This window comes from Blastococcus sp. TF02A-26, assembly GCF_003319125.1.
GTDB lineage: Bacteria > Actinomycetota > Actinomycetes > Mycobacteriales > Geodermatophilaceae > Trujillonella.
This window is the reverse complement of sequence record NZ_QOHG01000008.1, coordinates 112,261-133,810: the sequence shown is the minus strand read 5'-3', so window position 1 is coordinate 133,810 and position 21,550 is coordinate 112,261. Positions and strand designations below refer to the sequence as shown.

Sequence of the window (21,550 nt, the reverse complement as noted above, 5' to 3'; positions counted from 1 at the left end):
GCCGGTGGCGCGCCGACTCATCGGTGCCGCGGTCAGGCCAGGTGCGACGAGTCGTTGACGAGCCGGACGGAGTGCCGGCCGTCGGTGGACCAGGCGACGGTCGACAGCGACGCCGCCGACAGGAAGATCCGGTGCACCACGGCGTCGTCCACGTCGAGACCGGCGGCGAGCATCAGCTTGATCGGCGTCACGTGGCTGACGAAGAGCACGGTCCGGCCGCGGTGCTCCTTCAGCACCCGGGCCCGCGCGCGAGCGACCCGCCGGGCGACGTCGGCGATCGACTCCCCGCCCGGAGCGGGGACGTCGACCTCGGTGAACAGGCGACGGGTGGCCAGCGGGTGCTTGGCGCGCGCCTCGTCGGCGCTGAGCCCCTCGAGGTCGCCGAAGTCCATCTCGACGAGGTCGTCGTCGAGCAGCACGGGGAGGCCGAGCCGCGCGGCGACCACCTCGGCGGTCTCCCGCGTGCGCCGCAGCGGCGATGCGACGACGACGTCCACGCCGAGCCCCGCCGCCCGCTCCGCCGCGGCCTCGGCCTCGGCGCGGCCGACCGCCGACAGCGGCAGGTCGTTGCGGCCGCTGAACCGGCGCTCCGGGGTGTGCTCGGTCTGCCCGTGCCGCAGCAGGTGCGTGACGGTGGTGACCGCCGGCGCGCGCTCGCCCGGGGCGGGCTGGACGTCGTCCTCGGTGGTGCTGGGCTCGGCGCCGGCGTCCCGGTGCACGGGCTTGCCGTCCATGGCGCTGTTGGCCAGCGCGTCGGCGGCGGAGTTCTGCGCCCTCGGGATCCAGGTGTAGCGGACCCGGCCCAGCTGCCGGGCGATCTGCTGGGCCTGCAGGGCCAGCTTCTTCATGTCGGGGTGCTTGACCTGCCAGCGCCCCGACATCTGCTCGACGACCAGCTTGGAGTCCATGCGGACCTCGACCTCGGCGGTCGGGGCCGCGCCACCGGTCAGGTCGAGCACCGCCTGCAGCCCGGCGACCAGCCCGCCGTACTCGGCGACGTTGTTGGTCGCCCGGCCGACGCTCGCCGCCCGCTCGGCCAGGACCCTGCCGGTTGCGGCATCGCGGACCAGCGCGCCGTAACCGGCCGGCCCCGGGTTGCCCCGTGACCCGCCATCGGCCTCGACGACGAACCGCTGGCTCACAGCCCGGACTCGGCGGTGCGCACCAGGATCCGGCCGCAGTTCTCGCAGCGGACGACCTCGTGCGGGTCGGCGTTGCGCACGGCGGCGAGCTCGCGGCCGTTGAGCTCGATCCGGCAGCCCTGGCACGCCCGCGCCTGGAGCAGCGCCGCGCCGGTCGTGCCGGTCTGGGTGCGGATCCGGTCGTACAGCGCGAGGAGGGCGGCGGGGATGCCACCGGCGGCGGAGAGGCGGGCCGCCTCGTGCTTCGTCGTCCCGTCGGCGATGTCGGCCAGGGCGTCGTCGCGCACCTGCTCGGCGCGGGTGAGCGCCTCCTGCGCGGCGGTGTGCGCCTCCTGCGCCCGGGCGAGCGCCGTCTCGGCTGTCTCGACCTGCTCCATGAGCTCGAGCTCCTGGTCCTCCAGGTCGCCCTGCCGGCGCTTCAACGACTGGAGCTCGTGCTGCAGGTCGGTCATCTGCTTGGCCGAGACGCTGCCGCCGTCCAGCAGCTTCTGGTCCTTGTCCGCGCGGGTCCGGACTGTCTGCACGTCGGCCTCGAGCCGGGCGACCTCGCGCTGGAGGTCGCGCACCTCGGTCTCGGTGCGGACGACGTCGGCGGCGGCGGCGCGCTCGGCCTCGGCCGCGGCCTCGACGGCGGCCGCCTCGGGCAGGGTGCGCCGCCGGTGCGCGAGCTGGGTGAGCGCGACGTCCTCGGCGGCGAGGGCCAGGAGCTTATGCTGGTCGAAGTGGTCGGCCTTCACCGGCTCAACCTACCCGCGGGGAGGCGGCGGTCTGGGCCACGTGCGCCGTCCACGGATCGGTGCGCTCCCGGGAGACGCCCACCGCGACCCGGCCGGCGAGGTCCGCGGCCAGCACCCGGGCCGCGACCGGCAGCCACGGCCACTCGGTGGCCCAGTGCGCGACGTCCACCAGCGCGGGCCCGGGCACCTCCCCCGCCTCGGACACCGGGTGGTGCTTCAGGTCGCTGGTGAGCAGGACGTCGGCCCCCGCCGCGGCGGCCTCGGGCAGCAGCGAGCCGCCGCTGCCACCGCACACCGCCACGGTGGCGACGACCCGGTCGGGGTCGCCGGCCACCCGCACGCCGCCCTCGGTGGCCGGGAGGGCCGTGGCCGCGACGGCGGCGAACTCGCGGAGCGTCACCGGCGACGGCAGGCGGCCGATCCGTCCCAGCCCGGCCGCCGGGTCCCCGCCCGTCGGCTGGAGCGGCACGACGTCGACCAGCCCCAGGACGTCGGCCAGCGCGTCGTTCACCCCGCAGCCGGGGGCACGGTCGGCGTTGGTGTGCGCCACGAACAGGCCCGAGCCGGCGCGGACCAGGCGGTGCACGAGCCGGCCCTTCGGGTCGTCGGCCGGGACGCCGTGCACCCCGGTGAGGAACAGCGGGTGGTGGGTGACCAGCAGCGTCGACCCGGCGGCCACCGCCTCGTCGACGACCGCGGCCACCGGGTCGACGGCGAACAGCACGCGCTCCACCGGGTCGTCGCGGTCGCCGCACACCAGCCCGACCGCGTCCCAGGGCTCGGCCAGGGCCGGGTCGTAGCGGGCCTCGAGCGCGGCGACGACCTCGCCCAGCGTCACGGTCACGGCTGGACGCTAACCGCCATCTCCGCCCGCCGGCCCTGCCGGTGCCGCTCGACCCACCCACGCCCCGGTCACGCGGTTCCCGGACTCCGCCGCTGGGCAGCCCCCCTCCGTGGCGGAGCGGGCACTGCGGGCACCGGCGTGGCTGGAGGAGCTGGTCCGCACCACGCCCCCGCCCGTGCCGTGGGCCGACGTCCTCCGCTTCGCCGTCACGGTGCCGATGCCGCTGGCCGTCGCGGTCCTCGTCGCGGGCGGGGTCTCCCCCGGGCCGGAGCTGGGCGCCGGGGTCTTCGGCACCACCGGCGCCCTGGCCGCGTGCCTGGCGCCGATGGGCGGCCCGCTGCGCGACCGGCTGCGCCGCACCACCGCGGCGACGACGTTCGGGGCCGTCGGCCTCCTCGTCGGGCAGTACGCCATCGGCGGCGGCTGGCTGCCGGTGCTCGTGATCGCCCTGGTGTCCGCGGCGGCCGCGTTCGTCAGCGCGGTGAACGCCGCCCTCTCGCTGGGCGCCCTGCAGCTGCTCGTCTACACCGCCCTGGCCTCCGGACTGGTCACCCCGCTGTCCGCGGCCGCCGAGGTCGGCTTCTTCTTCGCCGGGGCGGGATGGGCGCTGGTGACCACGCTGGTGCAGGCCGCCGTCGAGCGCGGCGACCCCGACCGCGCGGCCGTCGCCGAGGTGTTCACGCGGATCGGCGAGCTGCTCGCCCTGGCCGGCACCGGCGATCCCGACGACCTCGACGAGGCGCGCCGCCGGCTGACCACCGCCCTCAACGCCGCCTACGACCGCGTGATCCGCAGCCGCAGCTCCACCGCCGGCCGCAGCCGCCAGCTGTCCGAGCTGGCCGGCGTCCTCAACGCCGCCGCGCCGCTGGTCGAGGGGACCGTGGCCACCGTCCGGGCCGGGGTCGCCGCCGATCCGGACGACGTCGCCGCGGTGCACGCGCTCGCCGACGCCGTCACCGGCGCGCGCGAGCTGCCCGGCGAGCGGCCGCCGTCCCTGGAGGAGGGACCGCCCACCCGGCGGGCGGTCCGGCACGGCCTGCGGCTGGCGTGGAACGTCGTCGGCGATCCCGAGGAGCGGGCCGGCGCCGCGGTCGAGCTGCCCCGGCTCGACCGGCGCACCCGGCTGCGCGACCTGGGCGACCGCACGGTGGCCAGCCCCGACAGCCGCTCATTCGCCCTGCGCCTGGCGCTGTGCATGACGATCGCGGAGATCGCCCGCCAACTCCTGCCCCTGGAACGTCCCTACTGGGTGCTGCTGACCGTCGCGATCGTGCTCAAGCCGGACTTCGGCTCGGTGTTCACCCGCGCGGTGCAGCGCGGCGCGGGCACCCTCCTCGGGGTCCTCCTCGGCTCGCTGCTGCTGGCCGTCCTCCCCCGCGACGCGTGGGTGCTGGTCGCCCTCGCCGTCGCGGCCGGGCTGCTCCCCTGGGCCCGCGGTGCGAACTTCGGCCTCTTCTCGGTGTTCCAGACGCCGGTGATCATCCTGCTGCTCGACCTCGCACTGGCCGGCGGACCGGGACTGGTCGGCGCCCGGATGGTCGACACCGTCGTCGGCTGCCTGATCGTGCTCGTCGTCGGCTACGCGCTGTGGCCGCAGACCTGGCGGGCTCCGCTCGACGAGGCGCTGCGTGACGCCACCACGGCCCTGGAGGGGTTCGTCGGGACGGCCTTCGGCGGCGACGCGGCCGAGATCCGCCGCGCCCGCCGGCGCACCTACCGGGCGCTCACCGAGGTGCAGACCCAGCTGCAGCGGCGGCTGGCCGAGCCGCCTCCGATCAGCACCCGGGCGGCGGCCTGGTGGCCGGTGATCGTGCAGCTGGAGCGGACGGCGGACGCGGTCACCGAGGCCGTCATCGCCGTCCGCACCGGCGAGCCGGCGCCGGAGCAGGCGCAGGTCGCCGTGCTGTGCCGGGCGCTGCGGCAGCTGGAGGACGACGTCCGCGCCCACCGCGTCCCGGACGACGCGGAGATCCTGGCCGAGGGGGTGCTGGCCCCCGTCGCCCGCGAGGTGGACGCGGCCCGCCGGCTGGTGCGCGACGCCGCACCGGGACGCCGGACCCCCACCGCCTGACGCCGCGGTTGCCGCCCGGCGGGCGCGGGCACCGATGCCCCGTGCCCCTGCCGCCCGGCGTCGACGCGCCCGTCCCCGGTCCCCCCGGCCCACCTCCGCCCGGCTCCCGCACGGTGCGCACCGACGACGGCGTGGACCTGCACGTGGAGGTCGACGGCGACGAGCACGCGGAGCTGACCGTCGTCTTCTCGCACGGGTTCACCGCCCGGCTGGCGGAGTTCGACGTGCACCGGCCGGCCCTGCGCGGCCGTGTCCGGCTGGTGTTCTGGGACCAGCGCGGGCACGGCCGGTCGGGCTGGACCCGGCTGACCGCCGCCACCATCGACCGCACCGGCCGGGACCTCGGGCAGGTGCTCGACGCCGTCGTCCCCGAGGGTCCGGTCGTGCTGGCCGGGCACTCCATGGGCGGGATGAGCATCATGGCGCTGGCCCGGCAGCGCCCCGAGCTGTTCGGCCCCCGTGTGGTCGGCGCCTTCCTGCTGGCCACCTCCTCGGGCGGCCTGGTGAGCACCGGCCTGCTGGGCCGGTGGATCTCGCTGGTCCGCCGGCTGCACCTGCTGGGCCTGTGGCTGCGCGGGCTGCAGCTGGTCGCGCCGCTGCTCGAGCGCTTCCGGCGGCGCGGGACGGCGATCGGCCGGTGGTTCACCCGCCGCTACCTGTTCGGCCGGTCCGACGCCGAACCGGCCGACGTCCGGCTCGTGCAGGACCTGCTGGAGGAGACGCCGTACACGGTCACGCTGGCGTTCTGGGCCACGTTCCTCGACCACGACGAGACCGCGGCCCTGGCGGTGCTCGGCCGGGTGCCGACCACCGTCGTCGCCGCCACCGACGACCGGCTCACCCCGGTCGGGCACGGCCGCCGGCTGGCCGAGCTGCTGGGCGCCGACGCGGAGCTCGTGGTCGTCCCGGGCGCCGGGCACAGCGTCAACCTGACCCGCACCGACGTCGTCGACCGGGCGCTGTCGGACCTCCTCGACCGGGTGGAGGAGCGGCTCCGGGCGACCCCGCGCGCCGGCTGATCGAGGTCACACGGGCGCACCGCAACCCGGACCGCCCGGGCTCGTTCCTCCGATTGCGGCCGAGCAGAGGACGCGGTTGGCTCGCCGCACACCCGACGACGTGTGACGCGCCCCACTGCGGGCGACGAGGAGGCCACCGTGGACCGCTTGAGCCCGACGGACGCCGGCTTCTACTTCGCGGAGAGCGAGAACACCCCACTGCACGTGGGCTCGGTCGCCGTGTTCGAGGGACCGGCACCCACCTACGGGGAGGTCATCCGGCTGCTGCTGAGCAAGCTGCCGCTGGTCCCCCGCTACCGGCAGCGGGTGCGTCCGGTGCCCTTCCAGCTCGGCCGGCCGCTGTGGGTCGACGACCCGCACTTCCAGATCCTGTACCACGTGCGGCACACCGCGGTGCCCGGACCGGGGAACGAGGAGCAGCTGCGCAACCTCGCCGGGCGGGTGCTCGGCCAGCGGCTGGACCTGGCCAAGCCGCTGTGGGAGCTGTGGCTGGTGGAGGGTCTGGAGGAGGGCCGCTGGGCGATCATCTCCAAGGTCCACCACTGCATGATCGACGGCGTCGCCGGCACCGACCTGATGCAGCTGATGTTCGACATCACCCCGGACGCCAAGCACCCGGAGCCGCAGGACTGGACACCGCAGCGCAGCCCCTCCAGCGTCGAGCTCGTCGCCGGCGCGGTGCAGGACGCGCTCACCCAGCCGCTGCGCCACCTCACCGCCGGCGAGGCCGCCGGCGGCGGTGTCACCGGCGTCGCCCGGACCATCGCCTCCGCCGGCCGATCGCTGGTGGGGACCCTCCCGACCGTGGCGCGGCAGCTGGCCACGCCGATCGCCCGCTCGCTGTCCGGCCCGATCGGCCCGCACCGCCGGTGGGCGTGGACCGAGGCGGAGTTCGACGAGCTCAAGCCGATCCGGACGGCGCTGGGCGGCACGGTCAACGACGTCGTCCTCGCCGCGATCACCAACGGGTTCCGGGAGCTGCTGGAACGCCGTGGCTCGCTGACCGACGGCATGGTGGTCCGCTCCATGGTGCCGATCTCGATGCGCCAGGACACCGAGCGCGGGAAGCTCGACAACCGCATCTCGGCGGTGTTCGTCGACCTCCCGGTGGCCGAACCCGACCCGCTGGCGCGCCTGGAGTCGGTCCGCCGCCAGATGGACGAGTACAAGCAGCTGATGCAGCTGGTCGACGCCCGGTCGATCATCGCGATGGGCGACTTCGTGGCGCCCACGCTGCTGTCCCTGGGGGTGAAGGCCGCGCTCGGCGCGAGCCAGTTCTACTCCCAGGCCGTCACCACGAACGTGCCCGGACCGCGGGTGCCGCTGTACGTGCTGGGCCGGCGGATGCGCTCCGCCCACGCCTACGTGCCGATCGCCGGCGGGACCCGCGTCTCCATCGGCATCTTCAGCTACCTCAACACCATGACGTTCGGGATCAACGCCGACTTCGACGGCTTCCCCGACGTCGACGTCCTCTCCGCCGGCATCCGGCACGGGATCGACCAGCTGAAGGAGGCCGCCGGGACGGCGGCGCCGCAGGAGACCCCGGCGCCGGCGAAGCGGGCGGCACCGAAGCGGAAGAAGGCCGCCGCGTCCGGCTGAGGAAGGACCCCCGCCCGTGTGAGGGTGCGGCGGACGGGTAGCGCTGGGACATGGCCGAGACCAACCTGACCGTGGCCGTCACCGGCCCGACCGGCACCTTCGGCGCGGGCCTGGTCCCGCTGCTGCAGGACGACGACCGGGTCGGACGGATCGTGGGCATCGCCCGGCGGCCGTTCGACCCGGTCGAGCGCGGCTGGACGAAGATGGAGTACCGGCGCGGCGACGTCCGCGACCCCGAGGCGCTGGCCGAGGCGTTCGCCGACGCCGACGTCGTCGTCCACCTGGCGTTCCTGATCACCGGCAACGCGTCCCGGCAGACCACCCGGGCGATCAACGTCGACGGGACGCTGAACGTCTTCCGGGCCGCGGCCGCCGCGGGGGCCCGGCGGTTCGTGTACGCGTCGTCGGTCGCCGCGTACGGCTTCCACCCCGACACCCCCGAGCTGGTGGACGAGGACTGGCCGGTCCGCCCGGCCGCGCGGCTGTTCTACGCCCAGGAGAAGGCGGAGCTCGAGCATCTGCTGGCGGAGGAGGCCGAGAAGGCCCCCGACATGGCGCTGTACCTGCTGCGGCCGCCGGTCGTCGTCGGCCCGAACGTCGTCGGCGCCAAGGACGTCCTGCCCGGCCCGCTGGCGCCCCTGGGCCGGGCACTGTTCGGCCGGCCCCGGCGGCTGCCGGTGCCGGTCCCGGTCGCCGTCCCGGCGCTGCCGCTGCAGCTCATCCACGAGGAGGACGTCGGCCAGGCGCTGCAGCTCTGCGTGGTCGCCGCCGGTCCGCCCGGGGCCTACAACATCGCCGGCGACGGGGTCCTCACCGCCGCCGACGTCGCCCGGGAGTTCGGCGCGATCCCGCTGCCGCTGCCGGCCGGACCCGCGCAGGTGGCCGCCCGGGCGGTCGCCGGCCTGCCGTTCCTCCCGCCCGCGGCCGAGTGGGTCGAGGCGGCCAGCCGGCCGGTCATCATGAGCACCGCCCGCGCCCGCGAGCAGCTGGGGTGGCGACCCCGGTTCAGCGGCATCGAGGCGCTCCGGGACACCCTCCGCCCGCGCTGACCGCCCGGGGGCTCAGGAGGTCGGTACGAGCACCTCGCGCAGCACCGGCGCCAGCCCCCGCGAGTACGCGCTGGTCATGTGGAAGCCGTCCGCGTACACCGGCGTCGTCCCCACGAAGGACGGGCACCGCTCGTCCGCGGAGCAGAACCACCGCCTCGTCTGGACGTACTCGACCGCGGACACCGGCCTCCCGAGCGCCGCGACCGCCGCGCTCTCCAGCTCGACCCGTCGCACGTGGTCCCCGGAGGCGGTCGAGTCGCAGTCCGACGGGCTGCTGAACCGGGTCAGGCAGTCGAGCAGCCGCACGCCGCCCGGCGGGTCCGCGAGCACCACCACCCGCCCGGCCAGGTCCGCCAGCTGGTCCACCGTCCGGGCCTGCGCCTGGGTCCACTCCTGCAGTGCCGCCGAGCCGGTCGCGCCCGACCGGAGGCGGTCGACGGTGTTCCCGACGCTGGACATGATCACCAGGGCGGGGCGCAGCCGCTCGACCTCCGACATCGTCCAGCGGTGGTGGGCGTCGCACTCCTCCGGGAACGTCGCGGCGCTGGTCACGTGGACGACGGGCACCACCGCGGCGGGACAGGCGTGGTAGGTCATGACGACGACCTCCCAGCCCGGCAGTGCCGCGCGGATCCCGGTGATCCAGCTGAGCGCGATGGAGTCCCCGAGCAGCACGGCGGTCCGGTCGGGGCCGGCGTCGCCGTACGTGCAGGCGGCGAGGTTGGCCTCCGTGACGTCCAGGCACCCGTCGACCATCCACTCGTCGGGCGCGGCCAGGGGCCCGAGCCCCTCGAGGCCGGGCCGGAGCGCGGGCCACTCGGCGGCGTCGAGCGCGGCGTCGATGCCCGCGGCGAGGGTGTCCTCCGGGGTCTCTCCCGGCGCCGCCGCGAGGGAGGTCGCAGCCGGCATCGGCGACGGGTCCATCGTCCCGGGCCACCGCCAGGTCCCGCCGGTCGCCGCGGTCACCAGGGCGGCGGCGACGAGGGCCGCGACCGCGAGGACGGCGACACCGTGCCGCACGACGCCCGCCCGCGCCGGCGGCCGGTGCCGCCCGCGCCGGGCCGCCGGACCGCCCGGTCGCAGCCAGTTCGACCGCCGGATCGGCTGCTCGACGAGGTGGAACGACGCGACCGCTGCCAGGACGGTGATCCCCAGCGTCGCGGCGTAGTAGGTCGCGCCGGTCTCCGGGAACAGGGCCCGCCCGAGGACGATCACCGGGAAGTGCCACAGGTACAGCGAGTACGACGTCGCCCCGAGGTATCGGGCGACCGGGTTGGTGAGGACCGCCGGCCCGTGGGCGCTGCTCCCGGTGCCCGCGGCGACGACCAGCGCCGCACCCAGCACCGGGAGCAGCGCCCACGGCGCGGGGAACCCGTCGTCCTCGGGTACGACGAACGCGCCGGCCAGCACGGCGATCAGCCCGAGCCACGCCAGCGGGGTGCGCGTGCGGCCGGACAGGCGCGCCAGCCGGCCCGCCGCGACCGCCACCAGGGCGCCCACCCCCAGCTCCCACGCGCGCGTGGCGGTGGAGAAGTAGGCCCAGCTGGGACGGGTCGCGGTGTCCCAGAGCGCGTATCCCAGACCGCCCGCGGTCAGCGCGACCAGGACGACGGCCACGGTGGCCGTCCGCGACCGGGACGACCAGTTCCGCGCCCGGCCCACCCACAAGAGGAGCGCGAGCAGGACCGGCCAGACGACGTAGAACTGCTCCTCGACGGCCAGCGACCAGTAGTGCTGCACCGGCGACGTCGGCCCGTCCGCGGCGAGGTAGTCGGTGCCCTGGACGGCGAACCGCCAGTTCGCTCCGAAGAGGACCGCCCAGCCCACGTCGCCGAGGACCTGCTGTGCGCGGGCGGCGAAGTAGAGGAGCCAGGACGCCCCCGCGGTGACGCCGAGGACGAGTAGCGACGCGGGGACGATCCGCCGCACGCGGCGCCGGTAGAAGTCGGCGAAGGAGATCCGGCCGGTCCGCTCGTGCTCGCGCAGGAGCAGACCGGTGATCAGGAACCCGGAGAGGACGAAGAAGACGTCGACCCCGATGAAGCCCCCGGCCGGCCACCCGGTCAGGTGGTCGGCGACCACCAGCACGACGGCGACGGCGCGCAGCCCCTCGATGTCGGCCCGGAAGTGGTCGCTCCCGTCGGCCGGCAGGACGTCGGCGCGGGACAGCCCAGTGACATGTCCGTCACTGTGCGTGTTCGCGAACACTCGCCCCCCGTGGCGTCCTACCGCCGCGCCGCTGCGGCTCGGCCCAGAATCGTAACGGTCGGTGACCCCGCTCACCCGTCCCGGGAGGACGGGCGCACCCGATCCGGGGAGGTCAGCGGCGGTCGGCCGATCCGCCGTCCGCCGTCAGCAGGCGGGTGTCGCGCAGCCAGTCCAGCAGGTGACCGGCGGTCACCTCGGGCACCTGCAGCTGCGGGACGTGCCCGACGTCGGCGAGCTCGATGTAGCGCCAGTCGGGGTGACGCGCGGCGATGTCCCGTGCCGCCGCCACTGGCACCAGGCGGTCGCGGTCCCCGTGCACCAGCAGCACCGGCCCGGTGATCGAGGCCATGGCCTCCCGGTAGCGGCGCGGATCGGCCAGGACCCAGATGAGCGACCGCGCCGCGGCCAGGAATGCCTTGTCCATGCCGGCGACGTCGCGACGCTCCTCCAACAGCGTCACCGACCGGTCGATCACCTCCGCCGGCACCTGGTCGGGGTCCACGCCGCAGAGCTCCAGCATCTCGCGGACGCGCGCCAGCGGCGTCTTCCGCACCCGGTTCAGCCACAGGAACCGCTCGGCCAGGAACGGCACCGCGTAGACGGCGAACTGCAGCGCGACGGTCGGGTCCAGCGCCCGGCGCGGGCCGGGGACCGCCGGGTCCAGCAGCACGGTGCCGCACACCCGCTGCGGCGACCGCGCCGACGCGAACAGCGAGATCATCCCGCCCATCGAGTTGCCCACCAGCACCGCCGGGCCCTCGACGACCTCGCGCAGGAAGCGGTCCAGCACGAGGACGTTCGCCGGCACGCCGGCCCGGCGCGTACCCGGCTCGCTGCGGCCGAAGCCGGGCAGGTCGAGCGCGAGCACCCGGGCGTGCGGGGTGAGCAGGGGCGCCAGGAGGTCCCAGTTGAGGTGCGAGCCGCCCAGGCCGTGCACCAGCACGACCGTCGGTCCGCTGCGCGCACCACCGAAGTCGATGTAGTGCACCGGCCCGTCGAGGTCGACGGTCAGGGAGCGTCCGGGGACCTGCGTCTCGTCCACGGCCCCACCGTGGCATGCCGTCGTCCGCGGTGCCCGCCCAGGTCGGCGGGACGGATGGGGCGCCTGGGACGACCCTGTGTCGGAGGCCACAGGAGCTGCCGAGAACACGGTTGGGTCGCGGGGGGTGTGCCCGGCGGCCCGCGGTGGGTAGTCGGGTGGACGACCAACGCCGGTCGACGAGGAGGAACTCCGTGGCACGACAGCCCAGCGGCGGCCCTGCGCTCCCGCTCTACCTGAGCGAGCCCGGCCGCGCGGTGGCCGACTTCGGCCTGTACCTGGCGGCCCGCCCCCTCCTCCAGGCCCTCCCCCACGGGGACGGCCACCCGGTCCTCGTGCTGCCCGGTCTGCTGGCCGACGACAACTCGACGCGCACGTTGCGGGCGACGCTGCGGCGGCTGGACTACCGGGTCCACGGCTGGCGGCTGGGTCGCAACATCGGCCCGACCCCGACCTGCGTCGACGGCCTGCGCCGGCGGCTGGACGACCTCGCCGAACGCTACGGCAGCCCGGTGAGCCTGATCGGCTGGTCACTCGGCGGGATCTTCGCCCGCGAGCTGAGCCGGGCGACCCCCGACTCGGTCCGCCAGGTGATCACCCTCGGCAGCCCGTTCCGGCTCACCTGCGAGTCGCAGACCCGCGCCGCGAAGGTGTTCGCCCGGTTCTCCCACCTGCACGTGGACTCGGTGTCGTTCCCGCTGGAGAGCGAGTGCACCCCGCTGCCGGTGCCCGCCACGTCGATCTACTCGCACGCCGACGGGATCGTGCACTGGCAGACCTGCCTGGAGACCCCGGGTCCGCGGGCGGAGAACATCGCCGTGCACGCCAGCCACCTGGGCCTGGGGCACCACCCGGCCGCCATCTACGCGGTGGCCGACCGCCTGGCCCAGGCACAGGGCACCTGGGCACCGTTCCGCGCGCCGACGGTGCTGCGCCCGGTGTTCCCCCGGCCGGACGTCCCCGAGCCGTCGTCCCCCCTGGCGGCGCACGCTGCCTGAGGGCCGCTCACTTCAGGTAGATCTCCTGGACGATCGAGGCGACGTGCCGGCCCGCCGCGTCGAAGGCGGAGCCGAGCGCGACGCCCCGGCCGTGTGCCGTCGACAGCGGCTGCGACGTCAGCACGAACCACTCGTCGGCGCGCAGCGGCCGGTGGAACCACATCGTGTGGTTGACGCTCGTCGTCGCCACGGTGCCCGGGCCGCCCTCGCCGTCCGGCCCGCCGGCGTGCAGCCCGGTGGCGGTGATCGCGATGGTCGGCACCGCCATGTCCGAGACGAGGGTGAGCACCGCCGCGTGCCAGACCGGATCGGCCGGCAGGGGGTCCGCCGCCCGATACCAGGCCTGGACGTCGAGCGAGAGCGTGCCGTTGGCGCTGCCGGTCGCGTCGACGAACTCGATGCCGAAGCCGCCGTCGCGGTGCACCTCCAGCTCGCCGGACCCGACCCGGCCGGCCGGGAACCGCATGTCCGAGGGCACGTGGAAGTCGGCCCCGGCCTCGCGGGTCCGCTGGAACGACGCCTCCAGCGTCACCACCGTGCGCTCGCCCTGCCGGCCGACGACGCGACGGCTGGTCAGCGCACGGCCGTCCTTGACCCGGTCGACGGCGAACTCGATCGGCGAGCCGGCCCGGCCGCGCTGCGGGAACTCCCCGTGCAGGTGGTGCACCGCGTAGTCGTCGGGGACCGTGGCGTCGGCGGCCAGCAGCGCCTGCACCAGGAGCGCTCCGCCGAAGAGGGTCTCCCGCGCGAGCGGCGAGTCGCCGGAGACGGCGAACCGGTCCCCGCCGAGCGGCTCCACGCCCAGCGCACCGACGACCGCGGACACCGCCTGCTCCACCGCACACCTCGCACGTCGACGTCGGAACTGCTCCGGCGCCGACACCGGGTGGTGAGGGCGGGTCCGGGGGTGGGCGCGGCCGGGATCGAACCGGCGACCGCTCGCTTGTAAGGCGAGAGCTCTCCCGCTGAGCTACGCGCCCCGCACGCCCACAGTAGGTGGGCGGAGTGGATTCGTCGGCGTCCCGCCGACGAATCCACTCCGGCTCAGGCGGCGAGCTGCGCGACGGCGTCCTTCCAGCCGGTCTGCGCGCGGGCGTCGCCCGGCTGGTTCACCTCGGCGAAGCGGACGACGCCCTCGGCGTCGACGAGGAAGGTGCCGCGGACCGCCATGCCGGCCTTGTCGTTGAAGACGCCGTAGGCCTGCGCGGTCGCGCCGTGCGGCCAGAAGTCCGACAGCAGCGGGAAGGGCAGACCCTCCTGCGCCTTGAAGGCCTTGAGGCTGAACACCGGGTCGGTGCTGATGGCCACGACCTGGACACCGGCGTCGGTGTAGGTGGCGAGCTCGTCGCGCAGCTGGCAGAGCTCACCGGTGCAGATGCCGGAGAAGGCGAACGGGTAGAAGACGACCAGCACCGGCTTCCCCCGCAGCTCGGCGAGGGAGACGACCTGCTTGTCCTGGTCGGGGAGGCTGAACTCGGGGGCGCGGTCACCGACGGAGAGACTCATGCCCCGATCGTGCCGCACGCCCGTGACGTGCTGGAACGGCCCCCCGGTGAGGTACTGGAACCGGCCCCCTCGCAGGGGCCCGCGCCGAGCGGAGCGAGGCGTGGGGGGCGAGGGGGTCCTTGCTCAGCGGCGGCTGCGGGCAGCCTTCGGCGTGACCAGTCGGATGCCGGACCACTCCTTGGCCGCCGAGATGCTGCTGGTCTGCTGCAGTCCCGCAGTGGGCGCCACCTCGGTGACGTCGCCGGGCTCGACGTGGCCCGGCCGGCCCGACTTGGGGACCAGCAGCCACACCACGCCCTCGTCGGCCAGCGAGGTGAGGGCGTCGGTGAGGGCGTCGAACAGGTCGCCGTCGTCCTCGCGCCACCACAGCAGGACGACGTCGGCCACCTCGTCGGTGTCCTCGTCGACCATGTCGCTGCCGGAGACCTCGACGATGGAGTCGCGCAGGTCCTCGTCGGCGTCCTCGTCCCAGCCGAGCTCCTGCACGACCATGCCCGGCTTGATGCCCAGCCGGGCCGCCATGCTGGCGCTGCCCGAGTCGACGCTCATCCCTGCTGTTCCTCCATGGGTGTGGTGACGGCCCTCCGGCCGCCGGCGAGGTACCGCCCGGCCGTCGGCCGGGTCGGGGAGTGGTGGGTGCCGGGGGCCCGCCGCGCTGCGGGCGGGCGTGACGGGACGGACACGACCGGCGGGAGGGTCACCCGCTGCCTGGTCATGTCACCCCCCGTCGTCCTCCGGTGCTGGTGGTCCCGTCGATGGGGCCACGTGGGCGGAAGCGTAGGGCATGCGATGCCAAGCGCAAGGCCAAGTGCAGGGGCAGCGCGGGGCCGGGCGGGGAGGGCGGGGCCCCGCCACGACACGGGGAGTCCCGACAGATGGGCGCGTGCGTGACGGCGACGGCCGCGCGGCGGGAGGATGGGTCCATGAGCGCACCGCAACAGTCGGGCGGCGACCCCGCCCGTGACGGGGGCCAGCCCCGCTCCATCATCATGAGCGGCCTGCCCAGCCAGCTGATCGACACCGATCCGGAGGAGACCCAGGAGTGGGTCGACTCCCTCGATGCCGTCGTCGACAACGCCGGCCGCACCCGGGCCCGGTACCTGATGCTCCGGATGCTCGAGCGCAGTCGCGAGCAGCAGGTGGGTGTCCCCTCCCTGCGGAGCACGGACTACATCAACACGATCCCGCCGGAGCGCGAGCCGTGGTTCCCCGGCGACGAGCACGTGGAGCGGCGCATCCGCGCCTACATCCGCTGGAACGCCGCCATCATGGTGCACCGGGCGCAGCGCCCCGGGGTCGGCGTCGGCGGGCACATCTCCTCCTACGCCTCCTCCGCCTCGCTGTACGAGGTCGGCTTCAACCACTTCTTCCGCGGCAAGGACCACCCCGGCGGCGGCGACCAGATCTGGTTCCAGGGCCACGCCTCCCCCGGCATCTACGCCCGCGCCTTCCTCGAGGGCCGGCTGTCCGAGCAGCAGCTGGACGGGTTCCGGCAGGAGGTCAGCCACCCCGGCGGCGGCCTGTCGTCCTACCCGCACCCCCGGCTGATGCCGGACTTCTGGGAGTTCCCCACCGTCTCGATGGGTCTGGGGCCCCTCAACGCGATCTACCAGGCGCGGTTCAACCGCTACCTGCACGGCCGCGGCATCAAGGACACCTCCGACCAGCACGTCTGGGCGTTCCTCGGTGACGGCGAGATGGACGAGCCCGAGTCGCTCGGCGCCATCGGTCTGGCCGCCCGCGAGGAGCTGGACAACCTCACCTTCGTCGTCAACTGCAACCTGCAGCGGCTCGACGGTCCGGTGCGCGGCAACGGCAAGGTCATCCAGGAGCTGGAGTCGTTCTTCCGCGGCGCCGGCTGGAACGTCATCAAGGTGGTCTGGGGCCGCGAGTGGGACGCCCTGCTGGCCGCCGACCGCGACGGCGCGCTGGTCAACCTGATGAACACCACGCCCGACGGCGACTACCAGACCTACAAGGCCGAGGACGGCGCCTTCGTCCGCGAGCACTTCTTCGGCCGCGACCCGCGCACCCGCAAGCTCGTGGAGAACATGAGCGACAAGGAGGTCTGGGACCTCTCCCGCGGCGGCCACGACTACCGCAAGGTCTACGCGGCGTTCAAGGCGGCGGTGGAGCACAAGGGCCAGCCCACGGTCATCCTCGCGAAGACCATCAAGGGCTGGACGCTGGGCAGCCACTTCGAGGGCCGCAACTCCACGCACCAGATGAAGAAGCTGACCGCCGAGGACCTCGCGGCCTTCCGCGACCGGCTCTACCTGCCGATCCCCGACGAGGCGCTGGACAAGACCCTGCCGCCCTACTACAAGCCCGACCCGGACTCCGACGAGATGCAGTACATGCTCGAGCGGCGGCGGGCCCTGGGCGGGGCGGTGCCGCGGCGCCGGTCGGAGTTCAAGACGCTCAAGGCCCCCGAGGACAAGGCCCTCGACGTCCTGCGCCGCGGCTCCGGCAAGCAGGAGGTCGCGACGACGATGGCGTTCGTCCGGCTGCTCAAGGAGCTGCTCAAGGACTCCGAGCTGGGCCCGCGCTTCGTGCCGATCATCCCGGACGAGGCCCGCACCTTCGGCCTGGACTCCCTCTTCTCGTCGCACAAGATCTACAACCCCGCGGGGCAGCGGTACACCTCGGTGGACCGCGAGCTGATGCTGGCCTACAAGGAGTCCGAGCAGGGCGTGATCCTCCACGAGGGGATCAACGAGGCCGGGTCGACCGCCTCGTTCACCGCCGTCGGCACCTCGTACTCCACGCACGGCGAGCCGATGATCCCGATCTACATCTTCTACTCGATGTTCGGGTTCCAGCGGACCGGCGACGGGTTCTGGGCCGCGGCCGACCAGATGGCCCGCGGCTTCGTGCTGGGCGCCACCGCCGGGCGGACGACGCTCAACGGCGAGGGACTGCAGCACGAGGACGGCCACTCGCTGCTGCTGGCGCAGACGAACCCGGCGGTGGTCTCCTACGACCCGGCGTTCTCCTACGAGGTCGCGCACATCACCCGGGACGCGCTGCAGCGGATGTACGGCACCGACCCGGGCGCGCCGCTGGGCGGGCACCGCTCGCCGGACGTCATGTACTACCTGACGGTCTACAACGAGCCGTTCGTCCAGCCGGCCGAGCCCGAGGACCTCGACGTGCAGGGCCTGCTGGCCGGCATGTACCGCTACGCCCCCGGCACCGGGGACGGGCCGAAGGCGCAGGTGCTGGCCTCCGGCGTCGCGGTGCCGTGGGCGCTGCGTGCCCAGGAGCTGCTCCGCGAGGACTGGGGGGTGTCGGCCGACGTGTGGTCGGTGACCTCGTGGAACGAGCTGCGCCGGCAGGCGGACGAGTGCGAGGAGTGGAACCTCCTGCACCCGGGCGAGGAGGTGCGGGTCCCGTACGTCACCCACCGCCTGCAGGACGCGCCCGGCCCGGTCGTGGCGGTGTCGGACTGGATGCGGGCGGTCCCGGACCTCATCGCGCCGTACGTGCCCGGCGGCATGTCGACGCTGGGCACCGACGGGTTCGGCCTCTCCGACACCCGGCCGGCGCTGCGCCGGCACTTCCACGTGGACGCCGAGTCGATCGTCGTCCGCACGCTGGCCACGCTGGCCAAGCGCGGCGAGGTGGACGGCGACGTCGTCCGCCAGGCGGTGGAGAAGTACCAGGTCCGCGACGTGCAGGCCGCCCCGGCCGAGGAGCGCAGCGACCCCTCGCCGGCCACCTGAGGCATCGGAGTCGCTCGGTGACGGGATCCGTCACCGAGCGACTCCGCTCACGCCTCGCGGGAGCGCCGGGCGATGTCGCGGTAGACGGCGGCGCTGTGCTTGGGCGTCCGCCGCTGCGTGGCGTAGTCGACGTGGACCAGCCCGAAGCGCTGGGCGTAGCCGCGCGCCCACTCGAAGTTGTCCATGAGCGACCAGGCGAAGTACCCGCGGACGTCGGCTCCCTGCTCCATCGCGGCGGCCACCGCGGCGAGGTGGCGGACCAGGTAGTCGACCCGCTCCGGGTCCTCCACGCGGCCGTCGGCGCCGGGTGCGTCCGCCCAGGCCGAGCCGTTCTCGGTGATCACCATCGGCAGCGTGGGCGCGATGCCGCGCAGCCACAGCAGCAGGTCGGTGAAGGCCTCCGGGGTGACCGCCCAGCCCATCGTGGTCGTCGGTCCGGGGGGCGCGACGTCGTCGATCCGCTCGGCGCCGATGAAGGGCGTGGCCTTGCCCGTCGGCTCGGGCAGCGCGGAGACCACCGATCGGAAGTAGTAGTTGACACCCAGCCAGTCGACGGGGGTGGCGACGACGTCCAGGTCGCCGTCCTCCACGGGCAGGGGCGCGCCGGCCTCGGCGAGGTCGGCGACGACGTCGGCCGGGTACTCCCCCGTGACGACGGGCAGCAGGAACATCCGGTTCTGCTGGCCGTCGAGCCGCCGGGCCGCGTCGACGTCCGCCGGCGAGGCCGACGCCGCGGACATCGGCGTGAAGTTCAGCGTGATCCCGACCGAGTCCGCGCCGGCGGCGCGCAGCTCCCGGGTGGCCAGGCCGTGGCCGAGCAGCAGGTGGTGCACCGCCCGGGCCGCGGCCACCGGGTCGCGCCGGCCCGGGGCGTGCTGACCGGCCATGTACCCCAGCAGCGCGCTGCACATCGGCTCGTTCAGCGTCGACCAGTGCGGCACCCGGTCCCCCAGCGCCGAGTGGACGACGGCGGCGTAGTCGGCGAAGCGCAGGGCGGTGTCGCGGTCGGCCCAGCCGCCGCGGTCCTCCAGGGCCTGGGGCAGGTCCCAGTGGTAGAGGGTCAGCCACGGCGTGATGCCCGTGTCGAGCAGGCCGTCGACCAGCCGCCGGTAGAAGTCCAGGCCACGCTGCTCCACCCGCCCCGCGCCCGACGGCATCACCCGCGGCCAGGCCACGGAGAAGCGGTAGGCGTCCAGTCCGAGGTCGGCCATGAGCGCGATGTCCTCGGGATAGCGGCGGTAGTGGTCGCACGCGACGTCACCGGTGTCCCCCTCGTGGGTCCGGCCCGGCGTGTGGCTGAACGTGTCCCAGATCGAGGGCCCGCGGCCGTCGGCGTCGACGGCGCCTTCGATCTGGTAGGCCGCCGTCGCCGCACCGAAGGAGAAGCCGGGCGGGAAGGTCGGCGCGGCCTCGGCCACGGCACGGGGCTGGGTGGTGGTCATGCGGCAGGACTCCTCTGCGGGAGAGCGGGCGAGCGGAACAGACGCGACGGCCCCTGCAGGGGCCCGCCGCGAGCGAGCGAGTGGTGAGCGGCGGGGGTCAGTCCACGCGGCGCTGCGTCGTGGGGTCGAAGACGTGCAGGCGGCCCTCGCGGACGGTGATGTGCAACTGGTCGCCCTGTGCGGGCGCCGTGCGGGGCTCGGTGCGCACGACGACGTCGGAGGGGTGCAGGACGTCGTCGGTGTGCTCGGCGGCGAGCTTGGTGTAGAGGAAGGCGTCCGACCCGAGCTGCTCGACGACGTTGACCACCACGGGGACACCGGCGCCCGGGCCGACCAGCTGCACGTCCTCCGGGCGGAACCCGACGGTGACCCGGCCGGTGCCGGCGGCGGCGCGCGCCAGCTGGTCGCGGGGCACCGGCAGGACCGCGCCGCCCAGCCGGACCCCGCCCTCGACGGCCGGGCCGGTGACGACGTTCATCGCCGGTGAGCCGATGAACCCGGCGACGAAGACGTTGGCCGGGCGGTCGTAGAGGACGCCGGGGGCGTCGCACTGCTGGAGGACGCCGTCGCGGAGGACCGCGACCCGGTCGCCCAGGGTCATCGCCTCGACCTGGTCGTGGGTGACGTAGACCGTCGTCGTCCCCAGGCGCTGGACCAGCCGGGCGATCTGCGTGCGGGTCTGCACGCGCAGCTTGGCGTCGAGGTTGGACAGCGGCTCGTCCATCAGGAAGACCTGGGGGTCGCGGACGATCGCCCGCCCCATGGCGACCCGCTGGCGCTGTCCGCCGGAGAGCGCCTTGGGACGGCGGTGCAGGTAGTCCTCGAGGTCGAGGATCTTCGCCGCCTCGGCGACCCGCCGGGCGGTCTCGGCCCGACCCACTCCGGCGAGCTTGAGCGCGAAGCCCATGTTCGCCTCGACCGTCATGTGCGGGTAGAGGGCGTAGTTCTGGAAGACCATGGCGATGTCGCGGCTCTTGGGCGGGAGGTCGGTGACGTCGCGGTCGCCGATCAGGACCGCGCCCGAGTCGACCTCCTCCAGGCCGGCGAGCATCCGCAGCGAGGTGGACTTGCCGCAGCCGGACGGGCCGACGAGGACGAGGAACTCGCCGTCGCCGATGTGCAGGTCCAGGGCGTCGACGGCCGGTCGGTCGCTCTTGGGGTAGACGCGCGTCGCCTGCGCGAAGGTCACGGTCGACATGGGGAGGACACCTCTCCGGTGTGGGGGGACGGGACGGGGGTGGGTGGCGTCATCCCTTGACCGCGCCCTGCATGATCCCGCCGACGATGTGGCGGCCGAGGACGGTGAAGACGACGAGGATCGGCAGGGTCCCGATCAGCGTCCCGGCCATGATCACGGCCCGGTCGGGGACGTAGCCGCCGCCGAGACCGGCGAGGGCGACCTGGACGGTGGGGTTGTCGCTGGTCAGTGCGATGAGCGGCCAGAAGAAGTCGTTCCACGCGGTGAGGAAGGTCAGCATCGCGAGGACGGCCATCGCCGGGCGCGCGACGGGGACGACGATCGACCAGAAGATCCGGGTGGTCGAGGCGCCGTCCATCCGGCCGGCCTCGAGCAGCTCGTCGGGCAGCGCGGAGCTCAGGTACTGGCGCATGAAGAACACGCCGAAGGCGGTGACCAGGGTCGGCAGCACGACCGCCTGCAGCTGGTTCACCCACTCCAGCTCGGCGATCAGCAGGAACAGCGGGATGATCGCCAGCTGGGTCGGCACCATCATCGTGCCGATCACCAGGCCCAGCAGCACCTTGTTGCCGCGGAAGCGCAGCTTGGCGAAGGCGAAGCCGGCCAGGGTGCAGCAGAGGACGGTGCCCACGGTGATGCAGCCGGCGACGACGACCGTGTTCACCAGCGCCAGGGCTATGGGCGCCTCGTCCATGGCCCGGCCGATGTTGGTGAACAGGTCGGCGTCGGGCAGGAACGGCGGCGGGGTCGCCGCGATCTCGGCGTTGGTGTGCGAGCCGGCGACGGCGGTCCAGTACAGCGGGAAGACCGACACGAGGGCCGCGAGGACGAGCAGCACGTAGGTCAGCGGGCCGGCCTTCGTCACCCGCCCGACGCGGTGGCGGCGCCGGGGACGGGGCGGGACCGGTGCCGGCCGGCTGTCCGGGCCGGCGTCGTCGACGGGGGGTGGGGCGGTCACGGTCACGGAGCG

17 protein-coding genes and 1 tRNA gene are annotated in these 21,550 nt (G+C 74.5%); 6 read left to right on the top strand and 12 right to left on the bottom strand.

Annotated elements, in window-relative coordinates; genetic code table 11:
- Positions 1-32 precede the first annotated feature (32 nt).
- From DQ240_RS11215 to DQ240_RS11205, 3 genes are read right to left on the bottom strand one after another with little or no spacing between them, the layout of a single operon-like run.
- Positions 33-1,142 carry a bifunctional RNase H/acid phosphatase gene (locus DQ240_RS11215; RefSeq protein ID WP_113839688.1) on the bottom strand — a complete coding sequence of 370 codons (1,110 nt, stop codon included), beginning with the start codon at positions 1,140-1,142 and terminating at the stop codon, positions 33-35.
- The gene (locus DQ240_RS11210; RefSeq protein ID WP_113839687.1) at positions 1,139-1,879 is read right to left on the bottom strand and encodes a zinc ribbon domain-containing protein; all 741 of its coding nucleotides are present in this window, start codon (positions 1,877-1,879) and stop codon (positions 1,139-1,141) included. Before DQ240_RS11210 ends, DQ240_RS11215 begins: the two co-directional genes overlap by 4 nt.
- A gap of 4 nt (positions 1,880-1,883) precedes the next feature.
- Positions 1,884-2,723, bottom strand: a complete 840-nt coding sequence (locus tag DQ240_RS11205) for a Nif3-like dinuclear metal center hexameric protein (protein WP_113839686.1) — start codon at positions 2,721-2,723, stop codon at positions 1,884-1,886.
- Between the two features lie 109 nt (positions 2,724-2,832).
- Here DQ240_RS11205 and DQ240_RS11200 point away from each other — a divergent pair, with 109 nt between their 5' ends.
- The 4 genes from DQ240_RS11200 (at position 2,833) to DQ240_RS11185 (ending at position 8,464) form a co-directional block, all read left to right on the top strand.
- The gene (locus DQ240_RS11200) at positions 2,833-4,794 is read left to right on the top strand and encodes an FUSC family protein (protein WP_113839685.1); all 1,962 of its coding nucleotides are present in this window, start codon (positions 2,833-2,835) and stop codon (positions 4,792-4,794) included.
- A 41-nt stretch (positions 4,795-4,835) separates the two neighbouring features.
- Entirely contained in the window at positions 4,836-5,813 is a 978-nt protein-coding gene (locus DQ240_RS11195; protein WP_233498640.1) for an alpha/beta fold hydrolase, read from the top strand.
- Between the two features lie 138 nt (positions 5,814-5,951).
- Positions 5,952-7,415, top strand: coding sequence for a wax ester/triacylglycerol synthase family O-acyltransferase (locus DQ240_RS11190; protein WP_113839762.1), 1,464 nt, complete (start codon positions 5,952-5,954; stop codon positions 7,413-7,415).
- A gap of 50 nt (positions 7,416-7,465) precedes the next feature.
- The gene (locus DQ240_RS11185) at positions 7,466-8,464 is read left to right on the top strand and encodes an NAD-dependent epimerase/dehydratase family protein (protein ID WP_113839684.1); all 999 of its coding nucleotides are present in this window, start codon (positions 7,466-7,468) and stop codon (positions 8,462-8,464) included.
- A gap of 12 nt (positions 8,465-8,476) precedes the next feature.
- Here the strand turns inward: DQ240_RS11185 and DQ240_RS11180 are convergent, their stop codons facing one another.
- The gene (locus tag DQ240_RS11180; RefSeq protein ID WP_158548642.1) at positions 8,477-10,672 is read right to left on the bottom strand and encodes an acyltransferase family protein; all 2,196 of its coding nucleotides are present in this window, start codon (positions 10,670-10,672) and stop codon (positions 8,477-8,479) included.
- Between the two features lie 112 nt (positions 10,673-10,784).
- Positions 10,785-11,714: an alpha/beta fold hydrolase gene (locus DQ240_RS11175; RefSeq protein WP_113839682.1), complete on the bottom strand. Its 930-nt coding sequence runs from the start codon at positions 11,712-11,714 to the stop codon at positions 10,785-10,787.
- Between the two features lie 191 nt (positions 11,715-11,905).
- Here DQ240_RS11175 and DQ240_RS11170 point away from each other — a divergent pair, with 191 nt between their 5' ends.
- Positions 11,906-12,709 (top strand): triacylglycerol lipase, encoded by an 804-nt coding sequence (locus DQ240_RS11170; RefSeq protein WP_113839681.1) that lies wholly within the window; start codon positions 11,906-11,908, stop codon positions 12,707-12,709.
- 7 nt (positions 12,710-12,716) lie between these two features.
- On the opposite strand, the gene DQ240_RS11165 is transcribed toward DQ240_RS11170, so the two are convergent.
- From DQ240_RS11165 to DQ240_RS11150, 4 genes are all read right to left on the bottom strand, one after another.
- Positions 12,717-13,535 carry an acyl-CoA thioesterase II gene (locus DQ240_RS11165; protein ID WP_158548640.1) on the bottom strand — a complete coding sequence of 273 codons (819 nt, stop codon included), beginning with the start codon at positions 13,533-13,535 and terminating at the stop codon, positions 12,717-12,719.
- Between the two features lie 82 nt (positions 13,536-13,617).
- Positions 13,618-13,689 (bottom strand) — tRNA-Val (locus DQ240_RS11160).
- Positions 13,690-13,753: 64 nt separating this feature from the next.
- Complete coding sequence (locus DQ240_RS11155) at positions 13,754-14,215, bottom strand: peroxiredoxin (protein WP_113839679.1); 462 nt, start codon at positions 14,213-14,215, stop codon at positions 13,754-13,756.
- A 123-nt stretch (positions 14,216-14,338) separates the two neighbouring features.
- Positions 14,339-14,764: a DUF3052 domain-containing protein gene (locus DQ240_RS11150; RefSeq protein ID WP_113839678.1), complete on the bottom strand. Its 426-nt coding sequence runs from the start codon at positions 14,762-14,764 to the stop codon at positions 14,339-14,341.
- A gap of 374 nt (positions 14,765-15,138) precedes the next feature.
- Here DQ240_RS11150 and aceE point away from each other — a divergent pair, with 374 nt between their 5' ends.
- The gene (gene aceE / locus DQ240_RS11145; RefSeq protein ID WP_113839677.1) at positions 15,139-17,940 is read left to right on the top strand and encodes a pyruvate dehydrogenase (acetyl-transferring), homodimeric type; all 2,802 of its coding nucleotides are present in this window, start codon (positions 15,139-15,141) and stop codon (positions 17,938-17,940) included.
- 47 nt (positions 17,941-17,987) lie between these two features.
- On the opposite strand, the gene DQ240_RS11140 is transcribed toward aceE, so the two are convergent.
- The 3 genes from DQ240_RS11140 to DQ240_RS11130 all read right to left on the bottom strand — a co-directional run bounded on the left by DQ240_RS11140 (position 17,988) and on the right by DQ240_RS11130 (position 21,544).
- Positions 17,988-19,382: a GH1 family beta-glucosidase gene (locus tag DQ240_RS11140; RefSeq protein ID WP_113839676.1), complete on the bottom strand. Its 1,395-nt coding sequence runs from the start codon at positions 19,380-19,382 to the stop codon at positions 17,988-17,990.
- A 97-nt stretch (positions 19,383-19,479) separates the two neighbouring features.
- The gene (locus DQ240_RS11135; protein WP_113839675.1) at positions 19,480-20,580 is read right to left on the bottom strand and encodes an ABC transporter ATP-binding protein; all 1,101 of its coding nucleotides are present in this window, start codon (positions 20,578-20,580) and stop codon (positions 19,480-19,482) included.
- A 49-nt stretch (positions 20,581-20,629) separates the two neighbouring features.
- Positions 20,630-21,544 carry a carbohydrate ABC transporter permease gene (locus tag DQ240_RS11130; protein ID WP_233498639.1) on the bottom strand — a complete coding sequence of 305 codons (915 nt, stop codon included), beginning with the start codon at positions 21,542-21,544 and terminating at the stop codon, positions 20,630-20,632.
- Between the last annotated feature and the right edge of the window lie 6 nt (positions 21,545-21,550).

Excerpts from the sequence above, each read along its gene's own strand:
- DQ240_RS11185 (WP_113839684.1), top strand. The coding sequence starts at position 7,466 with ATGGCCGAGACCAACCTGACCGTGGCCGTCACCGGCCCGACCGGCACC.
- DQ240_RS11155 (WP_113839679.1), bottom strand. The coding sequence starts at position 14,215 with ATGAGTCTCTCCGTCGGTGACCGCGCCCCCGAGTTCAGCCTCCCCGAC.
- DQ240_RS11150 (WP_113839678.1), bottom strand. The coding sequence starts at position 14,764 with ATGAGCGTCGACTCGGGCAGCGCCAGCATGGCGGCCCGGCTGGGCATC.
- aceE (WP_113839677.1), top strand. The coding sequence starts at position 15,139 with ATGAGCGCACCGCAACAGTCGGGCGGCGACCCCGCCCGTGACGGGGGC.
- DQ240_RS11140 (WP_113839676.1), bottom strand. The coding sequence starts at position 19,382 with ATGACCACCACCCAGCCCCGTGCCGTGGCCGAGGCCGCGCCGACCTTC.
- DQ240_RS11135 (WP_113839675.1), bottom strand. The coding sequence starts at position 20,580 with ATGTCGACCGTGACCTTCGCGCAGGCGACGCGCGTCTACCCCAAGAGC.